The sequence below is a fragment of the Sinomonas sp. B1-1 genome, from assembly GCF_050474465.1.
GTDB lineage: Bacteria > Actinomycetota > Actinomycetes > Actinomycetales > Micrococcaceae > Sinomonas > Sinomonas flava.
Genome location: NZ_JBCHVF010000013.1, coordinates 101,803 through 128,264, shown reverse-complemented (window position 1 = coordinate 128,264; position 26,462 = coordinate 101,803). Strand labels below are relative to the sequence as shown.

The 26,462-nt window shown below is 70.9% G+C and carries 26 protein-coding genes and 2 pseudogenes; 17 read left to right on the top strand and 11 right to left on the bottom strand.

Annotation, left to right across the window (positions count from 1 at the left end):
- The 3 genes from ACQ5BE_RS16555 to ACQ5BE_RS16545 form a co-directional block, all read left to right on the top strand.
- A partial coding sequence (locus ACQ5BE_RS16555; RefSeq protein WP_430298080.1) for a transposase occupies positions 1–340 on the top strand: 340 nt, incomplete at its 5' end.
- Positions 341–522: 182 nt separating this feature from the next.
- On the top strand, positions 523–993 hold the full coding sequence (locus tag ACQ5BE_RS16550; protein WP_430298079.1) for a RidA family protein: 471 nt from the start codon (positions 523–525) through the stop codon (positions 991–993).
- Between the two features lie 31 nt (positions 994–1,024).
- Positions 1,025–1,807: an SDR family oxidoreductase gene (locus ACQ5BE_RS16545; RefSeq protein WP_430298078.1), complete on the top strand. Its 783-nt coding sequence runs from the start codon at positions 1,025–1,027 to the stop codon at positions 1,805–1,807.
- 117 nt (positions 1,808–1,924) lie between these two features.
- Here the strand turns inward: ACQ5BE_RS16545 and istB are convergent.
- Together istB and ACQ5BE_RS16535 are read right to left on the bottom strand one after the other, a co-directional pair.
- A pseudogene (gene istB / locus ACQ5BE_RS16540) lies at positions 1,925–2,725 on the bottom strand (IS21-like element helper ATPase IstB).
- Between the two features lie 100 nt (positions 2,726–2,825).
- Positions 2,826–3,309, bottom strand: a pseudogene (locus ACQ5BE_RS16535) (Mu transposase domain-containing protein); the annotation flags it as partial.
- A gap of 362 nt (positions 3,310–3,671) precedes the next feature.
- Here ACQ5BE_RS16535 and ACQ5BE_RS16530 point away from each other — a divergent pair.
- From ACQ5BE_RS16530 to ACQ5BE_RS16520, 3 genes are read left to right on the top strand one after another with little or no spacing between them, the layout of a single operon-like run.
- A complete protein-coding gene (locus tag ACQ5BE_RS16530) occupies positions 3,672–4,127 on the top strand; it encodes a hypothetical protein (RefSeq protein WP_430298077.1) in 456 nt (151 codons plus the stop codon).
- On the top strand, positions 4,124–4,915 hold the full coding sequence (locus tag ACQ5BE_RS16525) for a Crp/Fnr family transcriptional regulator (RefSeq protein ID WP_430298076.1): 792 nt from the start codon (positions 4,124–4,126) through the stop codon (positions 4,913–4,915). The genes ACQ5BE_RS16530 and ACQ5BE_RS16525 overlap by 4 nt, the downstream gene beginning before the upstream one ends.
- Positions 4,916–4,929: 14 nt before the next feature.
- Positions 4,930–5,265: a DUF427 domain-containing protein gene (locus ACQ5BE_RS16520; protein WP_430298075.1), complete on the top strand. Its 336-nt coding sequence runs from the start codon at positions 4,930–4,932 to the stop codon at positions 5,263–5,265.
- Positions 5,266–5,748: 483 nt separating this feature from the next.
- On the opposite strand, the gene ACQ5BE_RS16515 is transcribed toward ACQ5BE_RS16520, so the two are convergent.
- The 3 genes from ACQ5BE_RS16515 to merA form a co-directional block, all read right to left on the bottom strand.
- Positions 5,749–6,423: a haloacid dehalogenase type II gene (locus ACQ5BE_RS16515; RefSeq protein WP_430298074.1), complete on the bottom strand. Its 675-nt coding sequence runs from the start codon at positions 6,421–6,423 to the stop codon at positions 5,749–5,751.
- Between the two features lie 37 nt (positions 6,424–6,460).
- On the bottom strand, positions 6,461–7,009 hold the full coding sequence (locus tag ACQ5BE_RS16510; RefSeq protein ID WP_430298073.1) for a carboxymuconolactone decarboxylase family protein: 549 nt from the start codon (positions 7,007–7,009) through the stop codon (positions 6,461–6,463).
- 184 nt (positions 7,010–7,193) lie between these two features.
- Complete coding sequence (gene merA / locus ACQ5BE_RS16505) at positions 7,194–8,627, bottom strand: mercury(II) reductase (protein ID WP_430298085.1); 1,434 nt, start codon at positions 8,625–8,627, stop codon at positions 7,194–7,196.
- A gap of 151 nt (positions 8,628–8,778) precedes the next feature.
- Here merA and ACQ5BE_RS16500 point away from each other — a divergent pair, with 151 nt between their 5' ends.
- Both ACQ5BE_RS16500 and ACQ5BE_RS16495 read left to right on the top strand, forming a co-directional pair.
- Positions 8,779–9,165, top strand: coding sequence for a MerR family DNA-binding protein (locus ACQ5BE_RS16500; protein ID WP_430298072.1), 387 nt, complete (start codon positions 8,779–8,781; stop codon positions 9,163–9,165).
- A gap of 625 nt (positions 9,166–9,790) precedes the next feature.
- The gene (locus ACQ5BE_RS16495; protein ID WP_430298071.1) at positions 9,791–10,222 is read left to right on the top strand and encodes a CGNR zinc finger domain-containing protein; all 432 of its coding nucleotides are present in this window, start codon (positions 9,791–9,793) and stop codon (positions 10,220–10,222) included.
- A 3-nt stretch (positions 10,223–10,225) separates the two neighbouring features.
- Here the strand turns inward: ACQ5BE_RS16495 and ACQ5BE_RS16490 are convergent, their stop codons facing one another.
- Both ACQ5BE_RS16490 and ACQ5BE_RS16485 read right to left on the bottom strand, forming a co-directional pair.
- Positions 10,226–10,579 (bottom strand): hypothetical protein, encoded by a 354-nt coding sequence (locus tag ACQ5BE_RS16490; protein WP_430298070.1) that lies wholly within the window; start codon positions 10,577–10,579, stop codon positions 10,226–10,228.
- Between the two features lie 111 nt (positions 10,580–10,690).
- Positions 10,691–11,422: a hypothetical protein gene (locus ACQ5BE_RS16485; protein ID WP_430298069.1), complete on the bottom strand. Its 732-nt coding sequence runs from the start codon at positions 11,420–11,422 to the stop codon at positions 10,691–10,693.
- A 128-nt stretch (positions 11,423–11,550) separates the two neighbouring features.
- On the opposite strand from ACQ5BE_RS16485, the gene glgX (ACQ5BE_RS16480) reads away from it, so the two are divergent.
- On the top strand, positions 11,551–13,701 hold the full coding sequence (gene glgX, locus ACQ5BE_RS16480) for a glycogen debranching protein GlgX (protein WP_430298068.1): 2,151 nt from the start codon (positions 11,551–11,553) through the stop codon (positions 13,699–13,701).
- Positions 13,702–13,723: 22 nt separating this feature from the next.
- Here glgX (ACQ5BE_RS16480) and ACQ5BE_RS16475 read toward each other — a convergent pair whose 3' ends face one another.
- Entirely contained in the window at positions 13,724–14,230 is a 507-nt protein-coding gene (locus tag ACQ5BE_RS16475; protein ID WP_413248277.1) for a MarR family winged helix-turn-helix transcriptional regulator, read from the bottom strand.
- A gap of 155 nt (positions 14,231–14,385) precedes the next feature.
- Here ACQ5BE_RS16475 and ACQ5BE_RS16470 point away from each other — a divergent pair, with 155 nt between their 5' ends.
- The 5 genes from ACQ5BE_RS16470 (at position 14,386) to treZ (ending at position 21,566) form a co-directional block, all read left to right on the top strand.
- The gene (locus tag ACQ5BE_RS16470) at positions 14,386–14,628 is read left to right on the top strand and encodes a hypothetical protein (protein ID WP_430298067.1); all 243 of its coding nucleotides are present in this window, start codon (positions 14,386–14,388) and stop codon (positions 14,626–14,628) included.
- A gap of 71 nt (positions 14,629–14,699) precedes the next feature.
- Entirely contained in the window at positions 14,700–16,910 is a 2,211-nt protein-coding gene (gene glgX / locus ACQ5BE_RS16465) for a glycogen debranching protein GlgX (protein ID WP_430298066.1), read from the top strand.
- Positions 16,911–16,929: 19 nt separating this feature from the next.
- The gene (locus ACQ5BE_RS16460) at positions 16,930–19,443 is read left to right on the top strand and encodes a malto-oligosyltrehalose synthase (RefSeq protein ID WP_430298065.1); all 2,514 of its coding nucleotides are present in this window, start codon (positions 16,930–16,932) and stop codon (positions 19,441–19,443) included.
- A complete protein-coding gene (locus ACQ5BE_RS16455; RefSeq protein ID WP_430298064.1) occupies positions 19,436–19,594 on the top strand; it encodes a hypothetical protein in 159 nt (52 codons plus the stop codon). The genes ACQ5BE_RS16460 and ACQ5BE_RS16455 overlap by 8 nt, the downstream gene beginning before the upstream one ends.
- Before the next feature lie 85 nt (positions 19,595–19,679).
- Positions 19,680–21,566 (top strand): malto-oligosyltrehalose trehalohydrolase, encoded by a 1,887-nt coding sequence (gene treZ / locus ACQ5BE_RS16450; RefSeq protein WP_430298063.1) that lies wholly within the window; start codon positions 19,680–19,682, stop codon positions 21,564–21,566.
- A 78-nt stretch (positions 21,567–21,644) separates the two neighbouring features.
- Here treZ and ACQ5BE_RS16445 read toward each other — a convergent pair whose 3' ends face one another.
- Positions 21,645–22,154, bottom strand: coding sequence for an Hsp20/alpha crystallin family protein (locus ACQ5BE_RS16445; RefSeq protein WP_430298062.1), 510 nt, complete (start codon positions 22,152–22,154; stop codon positions 21,645–21,647).
- A 215-nt stretch (positions 22,155–22,369) separates the two neighbouring features.
- A complete protein-coding gene (locus tag ACQ5BE_RS16440) occupies positions 22,370–22,633 on the bottom strand; it encodes a GlsB/YeaQ/YmgE family stress response membrane protein (protein WP_430298061.1) in 264 nt (87 codons plus the stop codon).
- Positions 22,634–22,810: 177 nt separating this feature from the next.
- On the opposite strand from ACQ5BE_RS16440, the gene ACQ5BE_RS16435 reads away from it, so the two are divergent.
- Entirely contained in the window at positions 22,811–23,707 is an 897-nt protein-coding gene (locus tag ACQ5BE_RS16435; protein WP_430298060.1) for a diacylglycerol/lipid kinase family protein, read from the top strand.
- A gap of 36 nt (positions 23,708–23,743) precedes the next feature.
- Complete coding sequence (mgrA, locus tag ACQ5BE_RS16430) at positions 23,744–24,754, top strand: L-glyceraldehyde 3-phosphate reductase (protein WP_430298059.1); 1,011 nt, start codon at positions 23,744–23,746, stop codon at positions 24,752–24,754.
- Positions 24,755–24,874: 120 nt separating this feature from the next.
- Here mgrA and ACQ5BE_RS16425 read toward each other — a convergent pair whose 3' ends face one another.
- Positions 24,875–25,186, bottom strand: coding sequence for a PLD nuclease N-terminal domain-containing protein (locus tag ACQ5BE_RS16425; protein WP_430298058.1), 312 nt, complete (start codon positions 25,184–25,186; stop codon positions 24,875–24,877).
- A 113-nt stretch (positions 25,187–25,299) separates the two neighbouring features.
- On the opposite strand from ACQ5BE_RS16425, the gene ACQ5BE_RS16420 reads away from it, so the two are divergent.
- Positions 25,300–26,385: an inositol-3-phosphate synthase gene (locus ACQ5BE_RS16420; protein WP_344298720.1), complete on the top strand. Its 1,086-nt coding sequence runs from the start codon at positions 25,300–25,302 to the stop codon at positions 26,383–26,385.
- Positions 26,386–26,462 lie beyond the last annotated feature (77 nt).

The following is a 26,462-nucleotide window of genomic DNA, read 5'->3' as shown; positions in this document are numbered from 1 at the left end:
CGACGACCCCACAGGGCAGCTGCGCTCCGCGTGGGAGGCCAAGGAACAGCTGCGCACCCTCCTCGCCGCCGGCTCGCTCGAGGAGGCGTGGGAGCACCGGCGGATCCTGGAAGGCCTCGTCGAGGCTACCCCCACCGTGGAGACGAAGCGGCTCCTGCGCACCGTGAAGCGCTGGTGGAACGAGATCGAGGTCCTCATCACCACCGGGGCGACCACGGCCAAGGTCGAGGCGAACAACACCGCGATCAAGAACATCAAGCGCACCGGCCGCGGATTCCGCAATGCCGACAACTACAAGTCGCGTATCCTGCTCAGGAGCGCCGCACAGACAGCGGCGTGACACTCACTCCAGCAGGCCAATTCCCGCTGAACCGCGAAGAGCCAGTAAAGGCTCTGATCTCCGACGAGCGCAAGGACGTCTGGGACTTCTGCGTATGCGAGCACTGTCGTAATCTCGGCCACGTGACCTTAGCACCGGCAGAGCACATCTCCTGATCTTGAGTACGTCAGGACGATGACCACATGACGCCAGAGCAGAAGCTCGCCCAAGCCGGGTTGGCCTTGCCGCCACCGCACCCAGTGGTTGGAACGTTTGCCCTGGTCGCTCGACGTGGGAAGGTCCTCTATGTTTCCGGACACGGAGCGTTCGCCGACGGACAGCCGATTCATTGCGGCAAGCTGGGAGATGACCTTACAACAGCGGAAGGAAAGGAAGCCGCGCAGGCCGTCATGCTCGCGCTGCTCGGCACGGTCCGGAGCCACGTCGGCGGGCTAGACCGAGTCAGCCGCGTCCTCAAGGCTCTCGTCTTCGTGAACAGTACGCCAGAGTTCACCGAGCACCATCTCGTTGCGAATGGCTCGACCGAAGTGCTGGCAACCGCGTTCGGCAGGGAGCTGCTGCCGGCTCGGTCCGCTATCGGGGTCAGTTCCCTTCCGCTTGGCTTCGCAGTTGAAATCGAGGCGGTCGTCGAGATCTCCGATGCGATCCGTTGAGCGCTCCGAGCAGCATACGTAAGGTAGGACCGTGGACCTCGGACTTAGTGGAAAGAGGGCTCTCGTCACGGCAGCGAGCCGCGGTTTGGGTCTGGCGGTGGTCGAAGCACTCGCCGCCGAAGGTTGTCGACTCTGTGTCTCGTCGAGCTCGCAAGAGCGAATTGACGCGGTCGCAGCGAACCTGCCCGCCTCGGCCGAGGTGCACGCGATGGCTGCCGACATCGCAAATCCAGGCGATTGCGACCGCTTGTTCACATGGGCAGTGGATGCACTGGGCGGGCTTGACATCCTGATCAACAACACGGTTGGGCCCGATCCTGGAAGTGTCCTGGAATTGGCCGACGACCAATGGCGTTACGCCTTCGAGTCGATCTTCATGAGCGCTCTTAGGCTCAGCCGCGCCGCAGTTCCGGTCATGCGAGAGAGCGCCGGGGGTTCGATCGTCAATCTGGCCTCACTAACCGCGAAGCAGCCGATCGACGGAATCGCGTTGTCCAATGCGATGCGCGCCGCGCTCATCGGAATGGCGAAGACGCTCTCCCGGGAGGCGGCCCCAGAAGTGCGCGTCAACAGTATTGCTACGGAGCACATACTCACTGATCGCATTCGTGATATCGCCCAACGGGTGTGGCGTCTCGATGAGGAAAGCGTCGAACAAACGCTTCACCGCATGGCGATGACGGTCCCACTCGGCCGCTACGGAACGCCGCAAGAGCTAGCGAACGCCGTTCTGTTCCTTGCCAGCGACGCAGCCAGCTATATCACCGGCGTCACGCTGGCCGTCGATGGCGGTCTCGACCGAGGCCTCTTCTAGGGCCTCGTGCTGTCGATCCCAACAGCGCCGACCGCATGGTCGACGAATCAAAGAGGTGTCCCGGTGAGGGATCCCTGACCGGGTGCTGCGTGAGGTCCGGTTGGGCGTCGGGGGCTGTCAGCTGTGGAGGCGTGTGTGGTTGAGGCGGTAGGAGTCGGTGCCGGTTTGGATGATGGTTCCGTTGAAGGTGAGGCGGTCGACGATGGCGGCGCAGAGGCGGGGGTCGGTGAAGGTCTTGGTCCAGCCGCTGAACGCCTCGTTGGACCCGATGGCGACGGAGGCCTTCTCCTCGCGTTCGGTGAGGACCTGGAAGAGGAGCTCGGCGCCGCGGCGGTCGAGCTCCATGTATCCGAGCTCGTCGATGACGAGGAGGTCGGCGCGGCCGTAGCGGGCGATCGTGCGGGCGAGCTGCTTCTCGTCGGCGGCCTCGACGAGCTCGTTCAGAGCTTGGTCGCAAGCGTGTACTTGACCCTGAAGCCCTTCTCCGCCGCCGCGGTGCCGAGGGCGATGAGCAGGTGGGACTTGCCGGTCCCGGAGTCCCCGATGAGGCAGAGCGGGTCGCCCCGGCGGATCCAGTCAGTCTGGGCCAGGGTGTGGATGACCGCACGGGTTGACGTTCGGGTTGGCGTCGAAGTCGAAGTCCCCGAGCCACTTCTGCCGGGGGAACCCGGCGCCGCGTACCCTGCGCTCGACGGAGCGGCGGTCGCGGTCGTCGCACTCTGCCAGGAGCAGCTCGGCCAGGAAGCCGGCGTAGGAGAGCTGTTCGCGTTCGGCGACCTTGACTGCCTCATCCATGACCGTGCGCATGGTCGGCAGCCGGAGCCGGCGGCAGGCCTGGTCGACGGCGGCCTGGGCTGCTTCCTCGGTCATGCTCCGCTGCCTGCGCAGGCTCGCGGTGACCTTCGTCGTGGTGGTCATGATGCGCTCGTCCCTTCCCTGCCGGTGGTTGCGCCCTCGTCGGTGGCGGAGCGTCGTTGGAGGAGCTCGTCGTAGGCGGCCAGGCTCGGCAGCGGCCGCGTAATGCTGGCTATCACGTCCGTGGCCTGCATGCTTCGGTGCAGCAGGAGGACCTCGATCAACGCCCTGGTCCCCGCGGCGTCGCCCTCGACCTTGCGTGCCTGCTGCCAGAACGCCTCGTGCGCCGCCGTGAACACACCGGCTGCCCGGGCCTGCGCGAGGGCAGTGGAGCCCGGGAGGGCTCCGGGCTTGGTCTGCAGGACCTCGAGGTAGTGGTCCAGGACGATGGAGGAGCCGCCCATGGCCGAGACGCGCCCGTGCCGGGCGACCACGGCCCGGCCGTCGAACACGACCAGCTCCGAGGCCCGGAGCGAGACCCGCACCCGGTGGCCGATGAGCCGGGCCGGTACAGAGTACTTCGCCATCCGCACGGTGATCAGGGCCGAGCGGTCCACCCGAGGGTGCAGCACCAGTCCCGGGTCGAACCGCTCGGTCGGCAGCGGGGCCAGCAGGGGCTGCTCGTCGGCGAAGTCCTCGGCGACGGTGGGTCCGATGCCGGGGACTGGGCAGGCCACGGGCGGCAGGGCCGGGGCCTTGAGCCTGCCCGCTTCGGAAGTGCCCTCGGCGCCGGCCGGGCGACGGTGTGCGGTATCAGGCACTCAGCCGCAGCTGACGCCTTCTCGATGCCTTGCAGACAGGGCGGTGGCGAAACGGGTCCAGGGTGAGCGGAGCACGCCGTTCATGGCGAAGCTCTGGGCGGTGACCGAGCGACAGTGCCAGACCAGGCGGCGACCGCTGAACCCGCTCTCGGATCTTCTTCCGCTGTGTGCCCCCGTTCACAGAACGCCCCGGCCGCGGTGCGTAGCGTCGGAGGTGTCAGCATCCCTCCGCTGGAAAGGCAGCCACGATGTCAGCCTCAACTTCTGCCGCCCACGCTGGATCCTCCTCTTCGTCCCTCGGGTCGCGGGCAGCGGCCGGGGTGCTGGGGGGCTTGGCCGGGGGCGTCGTCTTCGGCATGCTCATGGCCATGATGGGCATGTTCACGACCATCGCGAGGATGATGGGCTCGAACTCTCCTTGGGTGGGGGCGGGGATTCACCTGGTGATATCGGTCGTCTACGGCCTGGTCCTGACCCTGCTCTTGGCCCGTTTCCTGCACTCGTGGGGACGGGGCAGCGCGGCCGGGATCGCCTACGGGGTGGTCCTGTGGGTCATCGGTCCCCTGCTGGCCATGCCGCTGATGCTCGGGATGCCCGTGTTCACCCTGGCCCCTACTGTCGTGATGTCCCTCATGGGGCATGTGGTCTACGGGCTCGTCCTGGCACTGGTCGCCGTCTGGGTTCTGAAGAGGGCCCGGGCGTGAACGAGGAGTGCCGGCCGGGGATCTGGGCCGGGGCGGGAAGGCCCCGGCCCTGGTCCCCCGAGGCGCGCGATACCGACCCGCTGGATGCCGTCCTGGGCGGGGGCGGGGCGTTCGCGTGCCTGGACGAGGTCGACCTGTTCGCCGACCTCTCCGCGGCGGAGATGCGCGAGATGGACATGATGGCCCCCGCGAAGCTCGTCCGCCGCGGCGAGCTCCTCTACAGCCAGGCCCAGCCCGTCGATGCGCTGTTCGTCCTCAAGGCCGGGCGGGTGCGCGTCTTCCGGGTCGCCGAGGACGGCAAGGCCCTGACCATGGCGATCCTCGAGCCCGGCGCGGTGTTCGGCGAGATGGTCCTGGTCGGTCAGCGCATGCATGACAGCTACGCCGAGGCCATCGAGGACTCCCTGGTCTGCCGGCTCGGGGTGGACGATGTCGAACGGTTCCTGCTCTCGGACCCCCGCATTGCGATCAGGATCTCCCGGCTGCTGGGCGAGCGCGTCGCCGAGCTCGAAGGCCGCCTTTCCGACCTGGCCCTGCGGCCCCTGCCGGCCCGGGTCGCCTCGACCCTGCTGGACATGGCCCGGTGGCCCTCCACGGCCCGGTTCGGGCGCGCCCCCACGATCCGGCTCACCCACGAGCAGGTCGCCGGGCTCCTGGGCGCCACCCGGGAGGCCACCAGCAAGATTCTCTCCGAGTTCGCCTCGCGCGGCCTCATCCGACAGGGACGGGGCCGGATCACCCTCACCGACCCCGCCCAGCTCCGGGCCATCGCCCGGGGCACCGCATGAGAGAGGAGGAGGCCATGGCACCCGCCGCACAGGAACCCCAACCACAGACCCTCGTCACCGCCTGGTACCGGGACACCTGCATCGCCCGCTCCGATGCGACCGTCCGTCTGGAGGGCAACCGCTACTTCCCGCCCGACTCCATCCGGCCCGGGATCCTCTCCGACAGCCGGCTGCGGACCCTGTGCATCTGGAAGGGCATCGCCCGCTACAACCATGCCGAGATCGACGGCATCAGGGCCCCGAACGCTGCCTGGTCCTACCCCCGGCCCTCCCTGCTGGCCCGGCAGATCAAGGGCATGGTCGCCTTCGAGCAGGCCACCGGCATCACCGTCCGGGAAGAGCCCGGGTGAGCGGACCAGCCCACACCGGCGCCCTGCCACCTCCGTCGACGACACCGGCAGCGCCCAGGGCCTGAAGCTCCAAGCAGGACCCCGTCGCCGCGGCGGACGCGTGGCTGAAGGAGAGCGAAGAGAAGGGGCTGGCCGGCTGAGCGTAACCTCGGAGGGGCCGGCATGGCCTCCGGAGAGGGCAGGGAGGGAGACGGTGAACCCCCTCATCCGAACCAAGGCGCCCTCGTCTGAGTTGCCGCGGGCGTCCGCAGCCGGCGACGCCGGCACCGCTGCGGCGAACGCGCCCACCGGCCCGGACATCGCCCGGACTCGCGGCCGGTTCAGCTCCTGCACTCCTGGGCGCACGAGTGCGGCTCGGCAGCCGAGGCGGCCGGCAGCACGTGGAGCATGAAGGAGAAGGACCCCACGTCGTGCCCGCAGGTGCGCCGCCGCGCGCTGCTCCGGGTTCGCCCGACCTCCGGGGCAGGGTCGCCGGGCCTTCCCTCATCGGGCTGCCAGTTCGGCGGCGAGGTGCGTCAGGGATGCCACGGTCAGCTCGGGGTGGGCGAGGTAGGACGGGTATGTGCCGCCGGTGCGGTTGACCCAGGCGGTGCGCAGGCCCGCGCGGGCGGCGCCGTGGATGTCCCAGGGGTGCACCGCGACCAGCAGCATCCCCTCCGCCCGGGTCCGGCACTGCTGGGCGGCGTACCGGTAGGAGGAGGGGTGCGGCTTCCAGGCCGGGGCGTCCTCGACGGAGAGCAGGGCCTCGAACTGGTCGCGGATCCCGGCCGTGCCGAAGAGCTTCTCGGCGACCTGCGCGGAGCCGTTGGTCAGGGTCACGAGCCGGCGCCCGGCCGCCCGCAGGGCCCGGACCCCATCCGGGACGTCCGGGTGCAGGGGGAGGTCCGCGACGGAGGCGGCCAGGCGCCCGGCCGTGCCTTCTGGGTCGGGCACGCCTGCCCCCTCGAGGAGCCCGGTGAGGGCCTCGGCGCCGACCTGGCCGAAGGGGGCGGCGTCCCCTGCGGCGGCAAGGGCAAACCCGTCCCGCAGCAGGGTCGCGAACCACAGCTTCGCCAGGTGCTCCGGGGCTCCGGCCTCGGCGAACCGGGTCCCCATGGGGGACATGTCGGAGAGGGTCTCGTTGACGTCGAAGACGATCACTTCGGGTGCTTCGGCCATGGCTGGTCCTTCCTCGTGTGCGGTGCTTTGGGGGGTTTCAGGCGGTGAGGGGCTCGGCGGCGGGGACGTCGAGCTCGGTGTGGGCGTAGTGGTTGAAGTAGTTGGTGAACAGGTTCACGGCGATGTGCGCGAAGGCCTCGGTGAGCTCGGTGTCGCTCCACCCGGCGTCCAGGGCGGCCTGCCAGGCCGGCTCGGGGACGGTGCCGGTGTCGGCGGCGGCGGCCCGGGCGACCTCGGTCAGGGCCGCGAGCCTGGGATCGAAGTCGACCTCCCCGGCCCGGAGGGCGAGGATCTGCTCGTCGGCGAGCCCGGCCTTCCTTGCGGAGACGGTGTGCGCGGCCTGGCAGTAGTCGCAGCCGTTCTGGTTGCCCACGGCCAGGGCGATCGCCTCCCGGGTGCGCGCGTCGAAGGTGCCGTGCTCGGCGATGGCCTTCTGCATGCCCTGGTAGGCGGCGATCACGACCGGGGAGTGGGCCATCCCGGCGTGGATGTTCATGAGCCGGCCCATCCGCTTCTCGAGCCGCTCGGCGTGCTCGCGGGAGGCCTCCGGGACGGTGTCGGGGGTGTGGGCGGGGATGCGGGGCATGGGTATGGCTCCTTCTTCGTTTCCTCGCGCGGGGACGTCCCGTTCTGGGGCCGGCCGGCCGGCCGCGCCTGTTCTTCTTCTCGTTGCCCTCGCGGGCGGTCTTCCACGTTACGGCCCGGCCGGGGGTGTTCTGTGTGCCTGCGCACAGGACACCCGCTGAATCGGTACCCGCGGCGGAGGTGGTTCACACGGCGCAGCAGGAGAGGCGGGAGACGTCGGAGGTGTAGGACTGGGCGGCGATCTTCAGCCCCTCGGCCATGGTCAGGTACGGCGCCCACCGGGAGGCGAGCTCGTGGACGGTGGTGCCGGAGGCGATCAGGTGCACCCCGGCCGCGGCGAGCTCGCCGGCGTCCTGGGCGACGGCGGTGATGCCCAGGATCCGCCCGGTGCCCTGTTCGGCGACGATCTTGATGAACCCGCGGGTGTCCCGGTTCACCAGCGCCCGGGGCACGAACTCCAGCGGCAGCACCCGGCACTCGCACGCATGTCCTTCGCCGTTGGCCTGCCTGTCGGTCAGCCCCACTGCCCCGACGGCGGGGCTGGTGAACGCCACCCGGGGCAGCTGGGAGTAGTCCACCTCCAGGCCGGCACCGGTGAAGGCGTTCTCCACGGCCAGGGCGCCGTGGGCGGCGGCGACGTTGACGAACTCGCGGTGCCCGGTGACGTCCCCCGCGGCCCAGATGCGCGGGTTCGTGGTCCTCAGCCCGGCGTCGACCAGGACCTCGCCGAGGCTGCCGGTGGCGGCCCGGACCCCGGCCAGGCCGAGCCCGGCGGTCACGGGGCGTCGGCCGGTGGCCATCAGGACCCGTTCCGCGCGGTACTCCTGCACCGCGCCGGCGACGTCGGCCGTGACGACCGCCTCCCCTGTCGAGGGGTCGGTGCGGACCCCGGTGGGGACGGCGCGGCGGACGACCCGGATGCCCTCGTCGTGGAAGACGGATGCCAGGGCCATGGAGACCTCGGGCTCCTCGCCGGAGAGCAGGCGCGAGCGTGCCAGGACGGTGACCCGGGTCCCGAGTCGGGCGAACAGCTGGGCCTGCTCGACCGCGACGTACCCGCCGCCGACGACCAGCAGGGACTCGGGCACATCCTGGAGCTCCATCGCGGACTCGGAGGTCAGGTAGCCCGCCTGCCTGAGTCCGGGCAGTTCCGGCACCCACGGCGCCGACCCGGTCGCGACGAGGTGGTGTCGCCCCCGCAGCACAACAGCTGCCCCACCGTCGTCGCCGGCCACCTCCAGGACCGGGTCCTCCGGGGTCCCGACGAATGACGCGGTGCCCCGGTGGATGTCCCAGCCGTAGTCATCGGCCAGATCCAGGTACTTCTGCTGGCGCATCCACCCCACCAGCGCGTCCTTCCCTGCCATGAGGGCAGGCAGGTCCAGGCCCATCTCCGCCGGCTCCAGCCCCGGGAAGCGGCCCGCGTCCGCGCCGGCGTGGCGGGCGCCCGCTGCGGCCAGAAGGGCCTTGGACGGCACGCACCCGGTGTTCACGCAGGTCCCGCCCACCGTCCCCGCCTCGGCCATCGCCACCCGCAGTCCCAGGCCCGTGGCCCGGATCGCCGCCGCGAACCCGGCACTGCCCGACCCGACGACGACCAGATCGTACTCCTGAGCAATCGGCACCTTGGTCTCCTCGACTTCGTACGCATGCTGCTGTTCGTCCCCGACTCTGCGCCTTCCAGCCGCTGGAAGGTCAAGGGCGGGCATACCGGAGAACCCGCGGCGGTTGAGACCGTCAGGACCGGATCGGGAATGAAGGGAGCACTTGATGCGCATCTCCGAGGCCGCGGCCGCCGCGGGCACGACCGCTAAGACACTGCGCTTCTACGAGGACATTGGACTCTTGCCGGGAGTTGGCAGGACCCCGTCCGGGTACCGCGACTACCCTGACGAGGCCGTCCAGCGGGCCGCCTTCGTCCGCCGCTCCCGCGCCGCCGGTCTCAGCCTGGAGCAGGCCGGGGCCCTCCTGGCCGTGCACGACACCGGGACCCGCCCGTGCTCGCACGTCCGCGACCGGCTCGCCGACCAGCTCCAGACCGTCGACGCCCGCATCTCAGAGCTCCAGGCCCTCCGCAACACCCTCGCCGCCCAGCTCCGCGCTGCGGATTCCGGGCCGGACGGCTGCGACCCCGGCCAGGTCTGCAGCTACCTCTGACCCGCCTCCCGAAGCGACCCTCGGCCGTCCGTCCCACAGCCCTCCATGACACGGCAGAACACCCGCCTCCCTTGCCCCTGGCGCCCGGACCCCTCGGCAGTGGCCCGGGCCACGAGCAGGGACGCCTCGGGACAGAGGACTTCCGAGGAGACGACGGAGGCGGATCAGTTCCCATGGGTTCCGCGAGAATCCGGCATGCCCCCGGAGGACGGGGCGGGTCTCATGGCCCTACCACCGGAACCCCTGCCCCACGAGAATGGGACCAAGGCGCATGGGCCCTCAGCAGACCCCGAAGGCCCCTAAGGGCAGCCGAGTCCTGTCCATGCTCCCAGACGCGTCCGCGAGGCCTTCTCGACGGGGGCCGCAGAACCGCCCGGAAGGGCCGCGGACGCGCCGCACCCACACCCGCTGAAGGCTCACGGCCCTCGCTTCAGGACCGGAACCGGCCTAGCGCGATCAAGACAGCCGCCGCGGCAAGGAACAGGATCCCGACCAGCCGGGCGCCTACCTCGCGGACCTCCGCAAGCGGCTGGACGCCGGGGACGCCGAGGGGGCGTCGGACGCCGGGGAGCCAGCGGACGCCGAGGGGGAGGGCGAGCGCGGTCCCGCTGCCGCACAGTGGGGGATGCTCTGCCCCTCGCCCGTCGAGGCCGACGTGGAGCCGGTGGCAGACCTCCGCGACGGCCTCGCGGCCGCACTCGCGGAACCGGACGGCGCGCGGCGGGCGGCGCAGCTCAATGAGATGAGCCGGCAGTACGGGCTCTTCCCGGCGGTCGACGACGAGGGCCGGCCCCGGGTCCTTCCCACGAGGGTCGACGTGGTCTCCTGCCTCGCCGCCGTGCTCGTCCCCGCGGCCATGCTGCTCGCCCCGGCGGAGCGGCGCGAGCGGATGCGCACGTGCGCGGACCTCGAATGCGGGACCCTGTTCCTGGACCGCACGCACCCCGCCCGCCAGCGCTACTGCTCCGCGAGGTGCACCTCCCGGGCGAGCACCCGGAGGCACCGGGAACGCCGTGCCAGGATCGTCTCGGAGGGCCGGGGGCCCGGGCCGGGCTGAGCGCTACGGCTGGCCGTTGACCGTGGCGATGGAGACCATGGTCCAGTTCCCGAACGTCATGACGGACTGTGTCGCGAGGTGCTCGGCGCCGGCGTCCTGACGGTGGCCGTGGAAGAAGCGGTGCAGGTGGCCGTGGACGCTCGAGCCGACCACGAAGCCGCGCCCGTGCGTGCCGTCCGAGCCGCGGCGCTCCTTGTCCCAGTCGATCATCGTGTACTCGGCCGAGGTGCCGCCCTCGAGCGGACGGCTCAGGATGACGATCCGGTGGTCCGGCGAGACCGCTCGGACGTTGAAGGGCTCGGGGCCGGCGTCGTGGAACACCACCTTGTCCCCGAGGGAGAGGACACGGAACTCCATCGTCGTCCTCCTGCTGGAACGAGTGCGTGCCGATCAAGCGTAAGCGCTTACACTCGCGGAATCCCTATGTGTCGCCGCCCACGGCAAATGTGACGCAGATCACGAACAGGGCTAGTGGCAGAGGCCCTTCGGGGCAAGGACGCCGGACTCCTCGGCCGCCTCGCAGAACTTCTCCTTCGCCCCGGCGGGAAGCTTCCCCCATCCGACGTTCTGCACGACGCTCTGCTCGACGGGCAGGGGTGCGGGATCCGGGATGGCGACAGGTGCGGGCTCCGGCGCGGGCTCCGGTGCGGGGACGGGCGCGACGACCGGGGCGGGTGCCGGTGCCGGTTCCGGGGCCGGGGCCGCCGGCTGGACAACCGCCGCTGCCACCACCTCGGGGGTGGGCTCGGCGGGGGCGGGAGACGCCTCCGGCGGGGCTGGCTTGATGTCGGCCGCGGCTGGGAGCGGGCGGGCGGGGGAGGCCGCTGCCGCGACCGGCGCGGGGTTCGCGGAGAGCTCGCCCACCGCACGGTCCGAGACCTTGTGCGTCGCGGCGAGGTGGGCCGTGTAGGCCCCCTGGGCCTGCGCGGCGAGCGAGGCCGCCGAGGCGCCCAGGGTCACGAGCGCCACGACGGCGGCGACGACGAGGGGGCGCCGGGCGCGTTCATCGCCGGCCAGCACGGCCAGCGGAACCGCCGCCAGCACCACGAGCCCGGAGGCGAAGGCGATCTTCGGAGCGAGCACGAAGAGGACCAGCAGCAGTGCGGCCACCCCCACGACGCCGAGCCAGAGGCGAAGGTGCAGGGGCGCGGGAGCGTCCACTTCCTCGAACTCGAAATCGAAATCGACTGCAGTGCCCATGTCAGAGCCTTTCCCTCCTATGACGCCTCACGCTGTGGACCGGCGGAGACCCGGGACAGCCCAAGATCATCTCTGAACCTGGACCTGTTCACCCTGAACTGTCGATGCCGTCCATTATCGTCCTACCCATGACGACGGGTGGATACGCAGGAACGGGTTCTTTCCGGACAGATTCCTTCTGGGGGGCCCAGCCTACGGCACACGGAACCCGCTTCGCCCTCGCGACCGCCCCCGAGGCCGAGCGGGTGGAGCTCTGCCTCGTCGACGCGGACGGCCGGCAGCGAACCGTGGACCTCACCCGGGCCGGAACGGGCGACGGCGGCGACGTCCGCTGGGAGACGACCGTTCCCGACGTGCGGCCCGGCCAGCTCTACGGCTACCGCGTCCATGGGCCCTGGGAGCCGTCCCGCGGGCTGCGCTTCAACCCGTCCAAGATCCTCCAGGACCCCCGCGCACTCGCCGTCTCCGGCCGCAACGAGTGGGGCCAGGAGATGCACGCCTACCGGTTCGGCGACCCCGCCGCGATGGACACCTCGGACTCGCTGGGGCACAGCATGCTGTGCGTGGTCGTGGACCACGGCGAGTACGACTGGGAGGGCGACGCCCCTCCCCGCACCCCGTACAACGAGACCGTCATCTACGAGGCCCACCTCAAAGGGCTCACGCAGCTCCATCCCGAGGTTCCCGAAGCGCTCCGCGGGACGTACGCGGGAGCCGCCCACCCCGCCGTCGTGCGTCACCTCGCCGACCTGGGGGTGACCGCGCTCGAGCTCATGCCCGTGCACCAGTTCGTCAACGACGGCACCCTGCGCGAGAGGGGGCTGGTGAACTACTGGGGCTACAACACGATCGGGTTCTTCGCCCCGCACTCCTTCTACTCGTCCCTGGGGGACCGCGGGCAGCAGATCTACGAGTTCAAGGAGCTCGTCAAGGCCTACCACCGGGCGGGCATCGAGGTGATCCTCGACGTCGTCTACAACCACACCGCAGAGGGGAACCACCTCGGGCCGCAGCTGAGCTTCCGCGGGATCGACAACGCCGCGTACTACCACCTGGTCCCCGGGGACGAGTTCCACTACACGGACTACACCGGCACCGGGAACTCCCTCAACGTGGGGAACCCGCTGGCGCTCTCGCTCGTCATCGACTCCCTGCGCTACTGGGTCACGGAGATGCACGTGGACGGGTTCCGGTTCGACCTCGCGACCGTGCTGGCGCGCGAGGCGGGGGACGTGGACATGGTGTCCCCGTTCTTCGAGCTCGTGGCGAAGGACCCGGTCCTCTCCCGCGTGAAGCTCATCGCCGAGCCGTGGGACATCGGCCCGGGCGGGTACCAGGTGGGCAACTTCCCCGCACGGTGGACCGAGTGGAACGGGCGCTTCCGCGACTGCGTGCGCGACTTCTGGCGCGGCGAGCCGGGCACGCTCCGCGAGCTCGCCATGCGCATCACCGGCTCCGCCGACCTCTACCAGGACGACGGCCGCAAGCCCAGCGCCTCGATCAACTTCGTCACCGCCCACGACGGCTTCACGCTGCGCGACCTCGTCTCCTACAACGACAAGCACAACGAGGCCAACGGAGAGGACAACCGCGACGGCGAGAGCATGAACCGCTCCTGGAACTGCGGGGCCGAGGGCCCGACGGACGACCCGGAGGTGCTCGAGCTGCGCGCCAGGCAGCAGCGCAACCTCCTCCTGACCCTCGTCCTCGCGCAGGGCGTGCCGATGATCAGCCACGGCGACGAGCTCGGCCGCACCCAGGGCGGCAACAACAACGCCTACTGCCAGGACAACGAGACCACCTGGATCGACTGGGAGCGCGCGGACACGGAACTGCTCGACTTCACGAGGCGCCTCGTGCGGCTGCGCGCCGACCACCCCGTCTTCCGGCGCCGGCGATTCTTCGACGGCTGCGCCGTGGACCCGGCCGACGGCGACGCCCTGCCGGACATCGTCTGGCTCGACGCCGACGGGACGGCCATGGGGACCGAGGACTGGGACAAGGACTGGGCCCGGTCCCTCGCGGCCTTCCTCAACGGCAACGCCGTCCCCGGGGCCGGGCGGCACGGCTCGGGCGGGGACTCGGACTTCCTCGTGATCCTCAACGCCGCGGCGAACGACGTCGAGTACCGGATCCCCGGCGGGGACTTCCCGTCCAAGTGGTCCACCGTCCTGACCACGTGCGCACACCACCTGGTGGGGGAGACCACGGCGGCGGGCGAGGATTTCGTCGTGCCGGCACGCAGCGCCGTCGTGCTCGAGGCGGTCGCGCGGCACTAGGGGGAGCCGCTTCGGGCGGCCGCTATGGGTGGGCGGCGGGGTCGATCGTGTCGACGGCCTCACGCATGCGGGTCAGGAAGGCCAGGACGGTCTTGGCCTCGTCCTCGCTGAGGGACCGGGCCACCTCGATCATGCGCTCGTGCATGCTGCCCAGGGTCTGGCGGACCTCGTGGTCCGAGCCCGGGGTGGGCCTCAGGATGAGCGCGCGGCGGTCCGTCGGGTGCGGCTCGCGGGTCACGTGGCCGCTGCGGACGAGGCGGTCCACGAGGCTGGTCATCGACGCCGAGGTGATGCCGAGGCGCCCCCGCAGGTCCTTCGGGCTGACCGAGACGCCGCGGGCCTGCGCCTCCAGCAGGTACCGCAGCGCCAGCAGGTCCGTCTCGCCCATGGACATGGCCTCCCGCGTGCGCCGCCGCATCGCGGACTCGGAGGCCCGGTAGTCGCGCAGCGCGTTGAGCACCGCGACGGGGAGAGATCCGCGCGGCGGGTCCTGCTCGTACCAGTAGCCCCCGGTGTGAGGCGTCTCCATCCGGGCTCCCTTCGGATAGCTAGAAGAACTAGCTAATCATACGCGGCCCGCGGCGCGCCGCTGATCGGTGCGGTTGGACAGCGATTCCGAGAGTCGGATATAAGTAAGTAGCTCGACACGCTACTAAATAATCTAACTAGCGAGGGATCCTGATGATGCTTGAGTCCGACGCCACCGTCCACGTCCTCGCGACCCCGTCCCGGATCACTGCGGGGAGCGGAGCACCCTTCCACTGCCAGGCTCCGATGCGGCTCGTCTCGGAACCCGTGGCGCCCGGATCGACCCTCGGGGCGGGCCTGCTCGAGTGGCGCTGCGCCTGCGGACTGCGCATGGACGCAGGGATGATTCCCCTTCCGTTCACCGGTCAAACCGACCTGCTGGCAGCCTCCGCAGCGTGAGCAGAGCGGTCACATAGACTCGCTAAGATGCCCACACGGCCACTCTCGGCCGCACAGCAAGGAGCTGATTCATGGACAAGGACATCTGGCCTGGCACCGCCTACCCGCTCGGCGCCACCTTCGACGGGACGGGCACCAACTTCGCCCTGTTCAGCGAAGGCGCGGAGAAGGTGGAGCTCTGCCTGTTCAGCGCCCGGCGCAAGGAGACGCGCGTCCAGATGACCGAGGTGGACGGGTTCGTGTGGCACTGCTACCTCCCCAACGTCCAGCCCGGCCAGCTCTACGGGTACCGCGTGCACGGCCCCTACGACCCGGACAGCGGCGCGAGGTTCAACCCCAGCAAGCTGCTCCTCGACCCGTACGCGAAGGCCGTCATGGGGCAGCCGGACTGGGCCCAGCCGCTCTTCTCGTACAACTTCGGCGACCCGCGCAGCCGCAACGACGAGGACTCGGCCAAGCACCAGATGCTCGCCGTGGTCACCAACCCGTTCTTCGACTGGCAGGGCGATGCGCAGCTGCGCATCCCGTACCACCGGACGGTCATCTACGAGGCCCACGTCAAGGGCCTGACCCAGCTCCACCCCGACGTCCCGGAGGAGCTCCGCGGCACGTACGCCGGCGTGGCCCACCCCTCGGTCGTCAACCACCTCACCAAGCTCGGCGTGACCGCCATCGAGCTCATGCCGGTCCACCAGTTCGTGGACGACAGCACCCTGCAGGACAAGGGCCTGCACAACTACTGGGGCTACAACACCATCGGCTTCTTCGCCCCGCACGCCGGCTACTCCTCCAGCGGCAACACCGGCCAGCAGGTGCAGGAGTTCAAGGCCATGGTCCGCACGCTGCACCGCGCGGGCATCGAGGTGATCCTCGACGTCGTCTACAACCACACGGCCGAGGGCAACCACCTGGGCCCCACGCTGTCCTTCCGGGGCATCGACAACGCCGCGTACTACCGGCTCGTCGAGGACGACCAGCAGTACTACATGGACTACACGGGCACGGGCAACTCGCTCAACGTCCGCCACCCGCACGCGCTGCAGCTCATCATGGACTCGCTGCGGTACTGGGTCACGGAGATGCACGTGGACGGGTTCCGGTTCGACCTCGCCGCCACCCTGGCCCGCGAGTTCTACGACGTGGACCGCCTCTCGAGCTTCTTCGAAATCATCCAGCAGGACCCGGTCATCTCCCAGGTCAAGCTCATCGCCGAACCGTGGGACGTGGGCCCCGGCGGCTACCAGGTGGGCAACTTCCCGCCGCAGTGGACGGAGTGGAACGGCAAGTACCGCGACACCGTCCGCGACTTCTGGCGCGGCGAGCCGGCCACCCTCGGCGAGTTCGCCTCCCGTCTCACCGGCTCCGCGGACCTCTACCAGAACACCGGGCGGCGCCCCGTCGCCTCGATCAACTTCGTCACGGCGCACGACGGCTTCACCCTGCGCGACCTCGTCTCCTACAACGAGAAGCACAACGACGCCAACGGCGAGGACAACAACGACGGCGAGAGCCACAACCGCTCCTGGAACTGCGGCGCCGAGGGCCCCACGGACGACCCGGCGGTGCTCGAGCTGCGCGCACGCCAGCAGCGCAACTTCATCGCCACGCTCCTGCTCTCGCAGGGCGTGCCGATGATCGCCCACGGGGACGAGCTGGGCCGCACCCAGGACGGCAACAACAACGTCTACTGCCAGGACAACGAGCTCTCCTGGCTCGACTGGAAGAGCGCCGACGGCCCCCTCGTCGAGTTCACGGCCGCGGTGACCCGCCTGCGCGCCGAGCACCCGACGTTCCGCCGCAGCCGCTTCTTCGACGGCCGCCCGGTGCGCCGCGGCGAGGGCCAGCCCCTGCCGGACATCGAGTGGATCCGCGCCGACGGAGAGCCGATGGTCCCGGAGGACTGGGACATCGCCCTGGGCCGCAGCGTCGGGGTGTTCCTCAACGGCAACGGGATCCGCGGCCAGGACGCCTACGGGCGCCCGATCAACGACGCCCACTTCCTCATGTACTTCAACGCCGACGACACCGACGTGGACTTCCGCCTCCCCGGGGACGAGTACGCCCCCGGGTGGGACGTCCTGCTGGACACCTCGGGCGAGACGGCCGGGGAGATGGAGATCCCCGCCGGAGCCCAGCTCAGGGTCCCCGCCAAGAGCACCGCGGTGCTGAGGGCCCACGAGCCGGTCGTGGAGGAAGTGGACCACTCCGTGGCCGCGTCCCTCGCAGCCCAGGCCGGATCGTCGTCGCCCAACCAGCCCTCGACGAGCCTCAGCGGCATCTGAGGCGGGGACAAGGAGCGCCATGAAGACCCCCGCCTCGACCTACCGCCTCCAGATCCGCCCCGGCTTCACGCTCAACGACGCCGCGGACCTGGTGCCCTACCTCCACTCCCTCGGCGTGGACTGGCTCTACCTGTCCCCGCTGCTGGAGTCCGTGGGCTCCTCGGAGCACGGCTACGACGTCTCCGGCCCCTACCGGGTGGACCGGGAACGCGGCGGGCGCGAGGGCCTCGCGGCCGCCGCCGCGGCGGCGCACGACGCCGGCCTGGGCGTCCTCGTGGACATCGTGCCGAACCACTTCGGCGTCGCGTCTCCCGAGGAGAACCCGTGGTGGTGGTCCCTCCTGCGGGAGGGACGCTCCTCGCGCTACGCCGACGCGTTCGACGTCGACTGGGACGCCGGGGGCGGGAAGGTGCTCCTGCCCGTGCTGGGCAGCGCCGAGGACGTGGACCTGCTCGCGATCGAGGGCAACAGGCTGCGCTACTACGAGCACCTGTACCCGCTCGCGCCCGGCTCGTGGACCGAGGGCGACTCCGCGCAGGAGGTGCACGCGCGCCAGCACTACCGGCTCATCCCGTGGCGCGAGGCGGACACGAAGCTGAACTACCGGCGCTTCTTCGCGGTGAACACCCTCGCTGGGGTGCGGGTCGAGGTGCCGTGGGTGTTCGAGCAGAGCCACGCCGAGGTGCGGCGCTGGATCGAGGAGGGGCTCGTCGACGGCCTGCGGATCGACCACCCGGACGGGCTCTTCGACCCCGCCGAGTACCTCGTCCGCCTGCGGGAGCTCTCCGGCGGGGCGTACACCCTCGTGGAGAAGATCCTCGAGGACGGCGAGGAACTGCCCGAGGACTTCGAATGCGAGGGCACCACCGGCTACGACGCCCTCGGCCTCATCGACCGGGTCTTCGTGGACCCGGCGGGGGAGGCGCCGCTGACCGACCTCGACACCAAGCTCCGCGGCGAGGCCGCCGACTACGCCGCCATGACCCATGGGACCAAGCGGTGGATGGCGGACGGCCTCCTCAACGCCGAGATCCGCCGGCTCGCCCGCCTCGCCGCGGTCCCGGCGGCGGCGGTTGAGCGCAGCGAAGCGGAGTCGAAACCCCTCGGCATCGACACCCTCGCCGCGGTCCCGGCGGCGGCGGTTGAGCGCAGCGAAGCGGAGTCGAAACCCCTCGGCATCGACACGGCCGCGGCGGTTGAGCGCAGCGAAGCGGAGTCGAAACCCCTCGGCATCGACACCCTCGCCGACGCGCTCGCCGAGATCGCCGCTCAGTTCCCCGTCTACCGGACCTACCTGGCCCCCGGGCGCACCGGCGCCGGGGACGGAGGCGAGCACGACGCCGCCATGCTGGCGCGCGCGTGCGAGCAGGCCGCCGTCGTGCGCCCCGACCTTGCCGCGACGATCGAGGGGCTCGCGCCGCGGCTCGCCGACCCGCGCGAGGAGCTGTGCCGGCGCTTCCAGCAGACCACGGGCATGATCATGGCCAAGGCCGTCGAGGACACCGCGTTCTACCGGTACTCCCGTCTCGGCACGCTCACCGAGGTGGGCGGGGACCCGACCCGGTTCGCCCTCCCGCCAGCGGAGTTCCATGCGGCCGCCGCCGAGCGCGAGCGCCGCCAGCCGCACTCCATGACCACCCTCACGACCCACGACACGAAGCGCAGCGAGGACACCCGCGCCCGCATCACCGTCCTCGCCGAGCTCGCCGACGAGTGGGCCGCGCTGCTGCCGCGGCTCATCGCGGCGACCCCGGACGCCGCCGCCGTGGACGGCCCCCTCGCGAACCTGCTGTGGCAGGCGGTCCTCGGCGCATGGCCGGCGGACCGCGAGCGGCTCCAGCAGTACGCCGAGAAGGCCGCGCGCGAGGCCGGGGTACACACGCTCTGGACCGACCCGAACCAGGAGTTCGAGGACGGCCTGCGCGCGCTCGTCGACGCTGCCACCGAGCCCGGCGAGGCGCACACCCTTCTCGCGGAGTTCGCGGACCGGATCGCCCTGTTCGGCGCCTCCAACGGCCTCTCCGCCAAGCTCGTCCAGCTCGCCATGCCCGGGGTCCCCGACGTCTACCAGGGCACCGAGTTCTGGGACCGGTCCCTGTGCGACCCGGACAACCGCCGCGAGGTCGACTTCGCCGCCCGCGCCGAGGCCCTCGCCGCGCTCGACGCCGGCGCGCCCGTGATCTCGCCCCTCGCCGATGAGGCCAAGCTTCTCGTCGTGTCCCGGACCCTGCGGCTGCGCCGCGACCGGCCCGAGCTCTTCTCCGGCTACGCGCCCGTCGAGGCGTCCGGCCCCGCCGCAGCGCACCTGTTGGGCTTCCGGCGGGGGGAGCGCGGCGTCGTCGCCCTCGCCACGCGCCTGCCCGCCGGGCTCGCCGCTGCGGGCGGCTGGGGCACGACGACGGTGCGGCTCGCCCGGGACGCGCGGTGCGCGTTCACCGGCGAGCTCTTCGAGGCCGGCGAGGTGCCGGTCGCAGACATCCTGCGCGCGCTCCCGGTCGCGCTGCTCGTCCCCGAGGAGGCCCACCATGACTGAGCGGAGCGCAGCGGAGTCCACGGTGGTTGAGCGGAGCGCAGCGGAGTCGACGGTGGTTGAGCGGAGCGCAGGGGAGTCGACGGTGGTTGAGCGGAGCGCAGCGGAGTCCACGGTGGTTGAGCGGAGCGCAGGGGGAGTCCACGGTGGTTGAGCGGAGCGCAGGGGGAGTCGACGGTGGTTGAGCGGAGCGCAGGGGGAGTCCACGGTGGTTGAGCGGAGCGCAGGGGGAGTCGACGGTGGTTGAGCGGAGCGCAGCGGAGTCGAAACCCCCGCTTGGCAGCGTCTGGGCTCCGGTCCCGGAGGACCTGGAGCTCGTGCTCGGCGACGAGCGGATCGAGCTCGAGCCCGTCCCGACCGGCCCGGCCAAGGAGTCCGACCCCACGGGCGGACCCGGCTCCGGCTGGTGGGCCCCGCCGGCCGCGGACCGCGACCGTGTGGCCCGGGCTCTGGCGGCGGGGGAGCGGTACGGCTACATCGTCGACGGGGCCGGCCCCTTCCCCGACCCCCGCTCCCGGCGCCAGCCCGAGGGCGTCCACGCCCTCTCGGCGGGCTTCGACCCCCACGCGCACGAGTGGGCCGACGAGGGCTGGGCCGGCCGCGAGCTCGCGGGCTCGGTCGTGTACGAGCTGCACGTAGGCACCTTCACCCCCGAGGGCACGCTCGACGCCGCGGCCGCCCGGCTGCCGTACCTGGCCGAGCTCGGGATCGGCTTCGTGGAGCTCCTGCCCGTGAACGGGTTCAACGGCCCCTACAACTGGGGCTACGACGGAGTCCTCTGGTACACGGTCCACGAGGGCTACGGGGGCCCAGCGGCCTACCAGGGGTTCGTCGACGCCGCGCACGCGGCGGGGATCGCCGTCGTGCAGGACGTCGTGTACAACCACCTCGGCCCGAGCGGGAACTACCTGCCCCAGTACGGGCCTTACCTCGTTCCCGGCGCGGCGACCGGGTGGGGCGACGCGGTGAACCTCGACTCGGCCGCCTCCGACGAGGTCCGCGCCTTCATCCTGGGCAACGCCCGGATGTGGCTCGAGGACTACCGGGTGGACGCCCTCAGGCTCGACGCCGTCCACGCGTTCGTGGACCGGCGCGCGCTGACGCTGCTCGAGGAGCTGCAGCTGCTGGCCGAGGACATCGAGGCGCGGACCGGGCGGCGCAAGGTGCTCATCGCCGAGTCCGACATGAACAACCCGCGCCTGCTCGAGGCCCGGCCCGCGGGCTACGGGCTCGGCGCCCAGTGGAGCGACGACTACCACCACGCCCTGCACGTCGCCCTGACCGGCGAGACGTCCGGCTACTACGAGGACTTCGCCGACCCCGACGCGCTGCCGAAGGTGCTGCGGGGCGGCTTCTACCACGACGGGACCTACTCCAGCTTCCGCGGCAGAGTGCACGGGCGCCCCGTCGACCCCTCGCTCGTGGACGCCGCGCAGCTCGTGGTCTGCAGCCAGAACCACGACCAGGTGGGCAACCGCGCCACCGGCGACCGCCCCAGCGCGACCCTGTCCCGCGACGGGCTCGCCGTCGCGGCCGTGCTGACGCTCGCCTCGCCGTTCACGCCCATGCTGTTCATGGGGGAGGAGTACGGGGCCACGACCCCGTGGCAGTTCTTCACCTCCCACCCCGAGCCCGAGCTCGCCGAGGCCACTCGCAAGGGCCGCATCGAGGAGTTCGCGCGCATGGGCTGGGACCCGGCGCTCGTGCCCGACCCGCAGGACCCTGCCACGCGGGAGCGGTCCGTCCTGGACTGGTCCGAGGCCGAGACGCCCGACGGTGCCCGCATGCTGGAGCTCTACCGCCGGCTGATCGCGGTGCGCGCGGAGCTGCCCGGGCTGTGGCAGGGGCGGCTCGACGAGACCGAGGTGACCTCCGGCGGGGGAGATACTGGCGCAGGCGACGTGGACGGCGGGGCACGGTGGGTCGCGTGGCGGCGGCCGGGTGCCATGGTGTGCGTCGGCTTCGGGCCCGGGCCGGTCGAGGTCCCGCTGCCCGCAGGCGCGCAGGCGCAGATTGCCGTGGCGACCAGCGAGGACTGCTCCGTCGAGGCGACGCACGACGGCGGCGAGGCCGTCCGCCTGGCCGGCCTCGCCGCCGTCGTGCTCGCCCTCCCTCCTTCGGTCTAGGGTCACTTCCTGAAGGTCAGCTCCTGAAGGTCACCTCCTGAAGGTCTCCTCCTGAAGGTCACCTCCTGCGGGTCCGGATCAGGCCGAGACCGACTTCTGGCCGCCGGCTGCGCCCTGGTCCCCTTGGCGCTCGCCGAGGTCCTGCGGGGCGGCGTCGCCATTCCTGTGGCCCATCACCTTCATGTCGCCGCCCTGGTCGGTCGCGACGGGGATACGGCGCGGTCGGGCTCGTTCGGAGACGGGGATGGTCACCGCGAGGACGCCGTTGCTGTAGTTCGCGGTGATGTTCTCCGTGTCGATGCCCTGGCCGAGGGTCAGCTGGCGCAAAAAAGTGCCGCCCTCGCGTTCCCGCGCGATCCAGGCCACGCCCTCGCGCCCGCGGACTGTCCGTTCCGCGCGGATCGTGAGGAGTTGGCCGTCGACGTCGATGTCGACGGACCCCGGGTCGATGCCGGGGAGGTCGGCGTGTACGATGTAGTGGTCGCCCTCGCGGAAGAGGTCGATCGGCATGAGCCTCATGCCGCTGCGCTGGCCGAGCAGGGCGGTGGCGAAGCGGTCGAGCTCGCGGATCGGGTCGAAGTCAGCCATGGGAATCACTCCTCAGGTCTGCCCCAACGGGCGTGTTGTCTCTCCTTGTCTTCGGGTGTCGGGCACGCTCCCGACACACACTTAATTAGCACTCTCCGCCGGCGAGTGCCAAGACCTTTCAGGCCGCGTTTTTTCCGGGTCCGGGCGGCCGACGCGCGGGCACGCGAAGAGGGGCCGCACCCGGCGGGTGCGGCCCCTCTCGTCGGGATGGGGGACTAGGCGCGGCGCCGGGTGACGAGGCCCCAGATGAGCAGGACCACGAGGGAACCGATGATCGCGGTGATCCAGGCGCTCAGGCTCCAGAAGGAGTTCATGAGGTCCTGCTTGAAGATCATGCCGCCGATCCAGCCGCCGAGCAGCGCTCCGACGACTCCGAGGACGAGGGTGGCAAGCCAGCCGCCGCCCTGCTTGCCCGGCAGGATCGCCTTGGCGATAGCGCCGGCGATGAGGCCGAGGATGAGGAAACCGATGAAGCTCATGTCAACTCCTTGTGTGGTGCGATCATGTCCGGTGCTTGCATGGTGCCCAAGCTTCCTCATTACTAACACCGATGCAGGACGCCGTCACGACCCGGGAGCGCGCCGTCACCACATCTTTACCCGGCTTCGGTTCGGTAACGTAGCGGTCATTGGCGCCGACCGGGAGGGGAAGACCGCGTGGAACGCTGCGCACTCATCGTGAACCCGAGCAAGGCCGGAGCGGAACCGCTGGCGGCGGACTTCCGCAGCCGGTGCGAGGCCGAGGGCTACGAGCCGCTCGTCCTCGAGACGACGGTCGAAGACCCGGGCGGGGGCATGGCCCGCGAGGCCCTCGAGCGCGGGGCGGGGCTCGTCGTCGTGGGCGGCGGGGACGGGACGGTGCGCGCGGCGGCCGGCGAGCTCGCCGGCAGCGGTGTCCCGCTCGCCGTCGTGCCCCTGGGGACCGGCAACCTGCTCTGCCGCAACCTCGGGATCCCCGTGGACGACCGGAGCACGGCGCTCGACGCCGCCTTCGGGACGGCGACCCGGGACGTGGACGTGGCCTGGGCGCGGGTGGACGACGGCGACGAGCTCGCCTTCGCGGTGATGGCCGGGATGGGCCTCGACGCGACCATCATGGCGAACACGAACGACGACCTGAAGGCCAAGGCGGGCTGGTTCGCCTACATCGTCGCGGCGGCGCAGACGATCGTCGGGGACTCGTACCTCATCAAGGTCTACGTGGACGGCAAGCTCAAGCTCCAGCGGCGCCAGCGCGGCGTCATGATCGGCAACTGCGGGAAGATCCAGGGGGATGTCGAGGTCTTCCCCGGTGCCACCGTGGACGACGGGATCCTCGACGTCCTCGCCGTCGCGCCGAGCGGAGTGGTCGGCTGGTTCCGGATGGCCGGCTCCCTCCTGTCCCGCTGGCGGCGCCACACGCCCCCGGACCTCGGGCACTACACCGGCAACGCCATCCACGTCGCCGCGTCCCGTCCCCACGACATCCAGATCGACGGCGACCACCTCGGCACCGGGCGGACGCTCGCCGTGCGGGTGGACCCCCGGGCGCTCACGATGCGGATTCCGGCCTAGGACGCCCGCTGGCCGCTGCGGCTAGGATCGTGGACTGTGACGTACACCGCAGCGGCTGACCGCTACCCCTCCATGCAGTACCGGCGCGTGGGCCGCAGCGGCCTCAAGCTTCCGGCCATCTCCCTGGGCCTGTGGCACAACTTCGGGGACGACAAGCCCTTCGAGGTCCAGCGCGACATCCTCCGGCGGGCCTTCGACCTCGGCGTGACCCACTTCGACCTCGCCAACAACTACGGCCCGCCCCCGGGAAGCGCCGAGCGGAACTTCGGCCGGCACCTCCGCGAGGACTTCCGGCCGTACCGGGACGAGCTCGTCATCTCGACCAAGGCCGGCTACCTCATGTGGGACGGTCCCTACGGCGAGTGGGGCTCGCGCAAGTACCTCATCTCGAGCCTCGACGCGTCGCTCGCCCGGATGGGCCTCGAGTACGTGGACATCTTCTACAGCCATCGCTTCGACCCCGAGACGCCCCTCGAGGAGACGATGGGCGCCCTCGACTACGCCGTGCGCTCGGGGCGGGCCCTGTATGCCGGCATCTCGTCCTACTCGCCGGAGAAGACGCTCGAGGCCGCGGCGATCCTGAAGGACCTCGGCACGCCCCTGCTCATCCACCAGCCGCGCTACTCGATGCTGGACCGCTGGACCGAGCAGGGGAGCCCCGACCTGTACCAGGCCCTCGACCAGGCCGGCGCCGGGTCCATCGTCTACAGCCCGCTCGCTCAGGGCCGGCTCACCGACCGCTACTTCGCGGGCATCCCCGAGGGATCCCGCGCCTCCCAGGAGCACTTCCTGACGACGGCCCAGACCGAGGAGAGCCTCGGCACCGCCCGGAAGCTCAACGACCTCGCGGCCGAGCGCGGGCAGACGCTCGCGCAGATGGCCATCTCGTGGGTCCTGCGCCCGCGCCCCAACGGCGCGCCGCCGGTCACGTCCGCGCTCATCGGGGCATCGTCAGTCCAGCAGCTCGAGGACAGCCTCGGCGCCCTGCGCACCCTCTCGTTCAGCACCGAGGAGCTGGACCGCATCGACGCGATCCTGGCGGACTGACCTCCGGAGGTGACTCCCAGGAGGTGACCCCCAGACGGAAGGGGGAGGGGCGCACGACGGCGACCACTCGCCGTCGTGCGCCCCTCCCCGTCGCCGTGCCGTCCTGAGCCCGAAGGCGGGTCAGCCGATGCGCTTGCCGATGTTGACGCCCATCGACGTCTTGAGGCCTGCCGAGGACGCGCTGTCCCCGGTGCCGCGCGACGCGGCCGACTGGCCGTACTTCCGGCCGAACAGGAAGTACGCGATCGGGCCGATCGTGTTCACGAAGGACCCGAGCACCCACGCGATCTTGGGCCCGTTGACCTGGTCCGCCGGGCGCTTCTTGAGGTCCCGCAGGGCTGCGGCCTGGAGCGCGATCTGGATGACCGCGCCGACCACCACCCCGAAGCGCTGTCCGCCGGAAAGCTCACTCCACTTCTTCTTGCGTGCCATGCGGCCAGTGTAGGCAGGTGACACACGGGCTGGGGAAGGGCGCCGCGCCGTTAGGATGGCTGTGCTCTGGCGTCGCAGCAGCGCCGCTGGGCCCAGTGAACGCAAGGAGTGACGTGTCAGAGAAGAAGATCCGTGTTGCCATCGTGGGCGTGGGGAACTGCGCCGCCTCCCTCGTGCAGGGCGTGCACTACTACCGGGACGCCGACCCGGCGGGCACCGTCCCCGGCCTCATGCACGTCGAGTTCGGCGATTACCACGTGGGCGACCTCGAATTCGTCGCCGCGTTCGACGTGGACGGCAAGAAGGTCGGCTTCGACCTGGCCGACGCGATCGTCTCGAGCGAGAACAACACGATCAAGATCGCGGACGTCCCCCCCACGGGCGTGACCGTCCAGCGCGGCCACACCCTCGACGGACTGGGCCGCTACTACCGCGAGACCATCGAGGAGTCCGCGGAGGAGCCCGTCGACGTCGTCGCGGCCCTGCGCGAGGCCCGCGTGGACGTCATGGTCTGCTACCTGCCCGTCGGCTCGGAGCAGGCCGCGAAGTTCTACGCGCAGTGCGCCATCGACGCGCACGTCGCGTTCGTCAACGCGCTGCCCGTGTTCATCGCCGGCACGCCGGAATGGGCCGAGAAGTTCCGCGCGGCCGGGGTGCCCATCGTGGGCGACGACATCAAGAGCCAGATCGGCGCGACCATCACCCACCGCGTCCTCGCGAAGCTGTTCGAGGACCGCGGCGTGACCGTGGACCGCACGTACCAGCTCAACGTCGGCGGCAACATGGACTTCAAGAACATGCTCGAGCGTGACCGCCTAGAGTCGAAGAAGGTCTCCAAGACCCAGGCCGTGACCTCCAATGTCGAGGCCGAGCTCGCGGCCCGCGACGTGCACATCGGCCCCTCGGACTACGTCCAGTGGCTCGACGACCGCAAGTGGGCGTTCGTGCGCCTCGAGGGCCGCAACTTCGGCGACGCGCCCGTCTCGCTCGAGTACAAGCTCGAGGTCTGGGACTCGCCCAACTCCGCCGGCGTCATCATCGACGCGGTCCGCGCGGCCAAGATCGGCCTCGACCGCGGGATCGGCGGGCCGCTCACGTCCCCGAGCGCCTACTTCATGAAGTCCCCGCCCGTGCAGAAGAACGACGACGCGGCCCGCGCCGACGTCGAGGCCTTCATCCGGGGCGAGCTCGAGCGCTAGGCATTTCTGCCCAATCCGCCGGATGGGCAGTCCTGCCGTCGCCGCGCCGCTGACCGCCGGCGTAGACCGGAGGTGTC

Coding starts and splice junctions, on each gene's coding strand:
- ACQ5BE_RS16475 (WP_413248277.1), bottom strand. CDS start 14,230: ATGGAGACGCCTCACACCGGGGGCTACTGGTACGAGCAGGACCCGCCG.
- ACQ5BE_RS16440 (WP_430298061.1), bottom strand. CDS start 22,633: ATGAGCTTCATCGGTTTCCTCATCCTCGGCCTCATCGCCGGCGCTATC.
- ACQ5BE_RS16550 (WP_430298079.1), top strand. CDS start 523: ATGACGCCAGAGCAGAAGCTCGCCCAAGCCGGGTTGGCCTTGCCGCCA.
- ACQ5BE_RS16530 (WP_430298077.1), top strand. CDS start 3,672: ATGTCAGCCTCAACTTCTGCCGCCCACGCTGGATCCTCCTCTTCGTCC.
- ACQ5BE_RS16495 (WP_430298071.1), top strand. CDS start 9,791: ATGCTCTGCCCCTCGCCCGTCGAGGCCGACGTGGAGCCGGTGGCAGAC.
- ACQ5BE_RS16515 (WP_430298074.1), bottom strand. CDS start 6,423: ATGGCCGAAGCACCCGAAGTGATCGTCTTCGACGTCAACGAGACCCTC.
- glgX (WP_430298066.1), top strand. CDS start 14,700: ATGGACAAGGACATCTGGCCTGGCACCGCCTACCCGCTCGGCGCCACC.
- ACQ5BE_RS16470 (WP_430298067.1), top strand. CDS start 14,386: ATGCTTGAGTCCGACGCCACCGTCCACGTCCTCGCGACCCCGTCCCGG.
- ACQ5BE_RS16500 (WP_430298072.1), top strand. CDS start 8,779: ATGCGCATCTCCGAGGCCGCGGCCGCCGCGGGCACGACCGCTAAGACA.
- ACQ5BE_RS16485 (WP_430298069.1), bottom strand. CDS start 11,422: ATGGGCACTGCAGTCGATTTCGATTTCGAGTTCGAGGAAGTGGACGCT.
- ACQ5BE_RS16510 (WP_430298073.1), bottom strand. CDS start 7,009: ATGCCCCGCATCCCCGCCCACACCCCCGACACCGTCCCGGAGGCCTCC.
- ACQ5BE_RS16445 (WP_430298062.1), bottom strand. CDS start 22,154: ATGGCTGACTTCGACCCGATCCGCGAGCTCGACCGCTTCGCCACCGCC.
- ACQ5BE_RS16460 (WP_430298065.1), top strand. CDS start 16,930: ATGAAGACCCCCGCCTCGACCTACCGCCTCCAGATCCGCCCCGGCTTC.
- ACQ5BE_RS16455 (WP_430298064.1), top strand. CDS start 19,436: ATGACTGAGCGGAGCGCAGCGGAGTCCACGGTGGTTGAGCGGAGCGCA.
- ACQ5BE_RS16490 (WP_430298070.1), bottom strand. CDS start 10,579: ATGGAGTTCCGTGTCCTCTCCCTCGGGGACAAGGTGGTGTTCCACGAC.
- ACQ5BE_RS16520 (WP_430298075.1), top strand. CDS start 4,930: ATGGCACCCGCCGCACAGGAACCCCAACCACAGACCCTCGTCACCGCC.
- ACQ5BE_RS16425 (WP_430298058.1), bottom strand. CDS start 25,186: ATGGCACGCAAGAAGAAGTGGAGTGAGCTTTCCGGCGGACAGCGCTTC.
- glgX (WP_430298068.1), top strand. CDS start 11,551: ATGACGACGGGTGGATACGCAGGAACGGGTTCTTTCCGGACAGATTCC.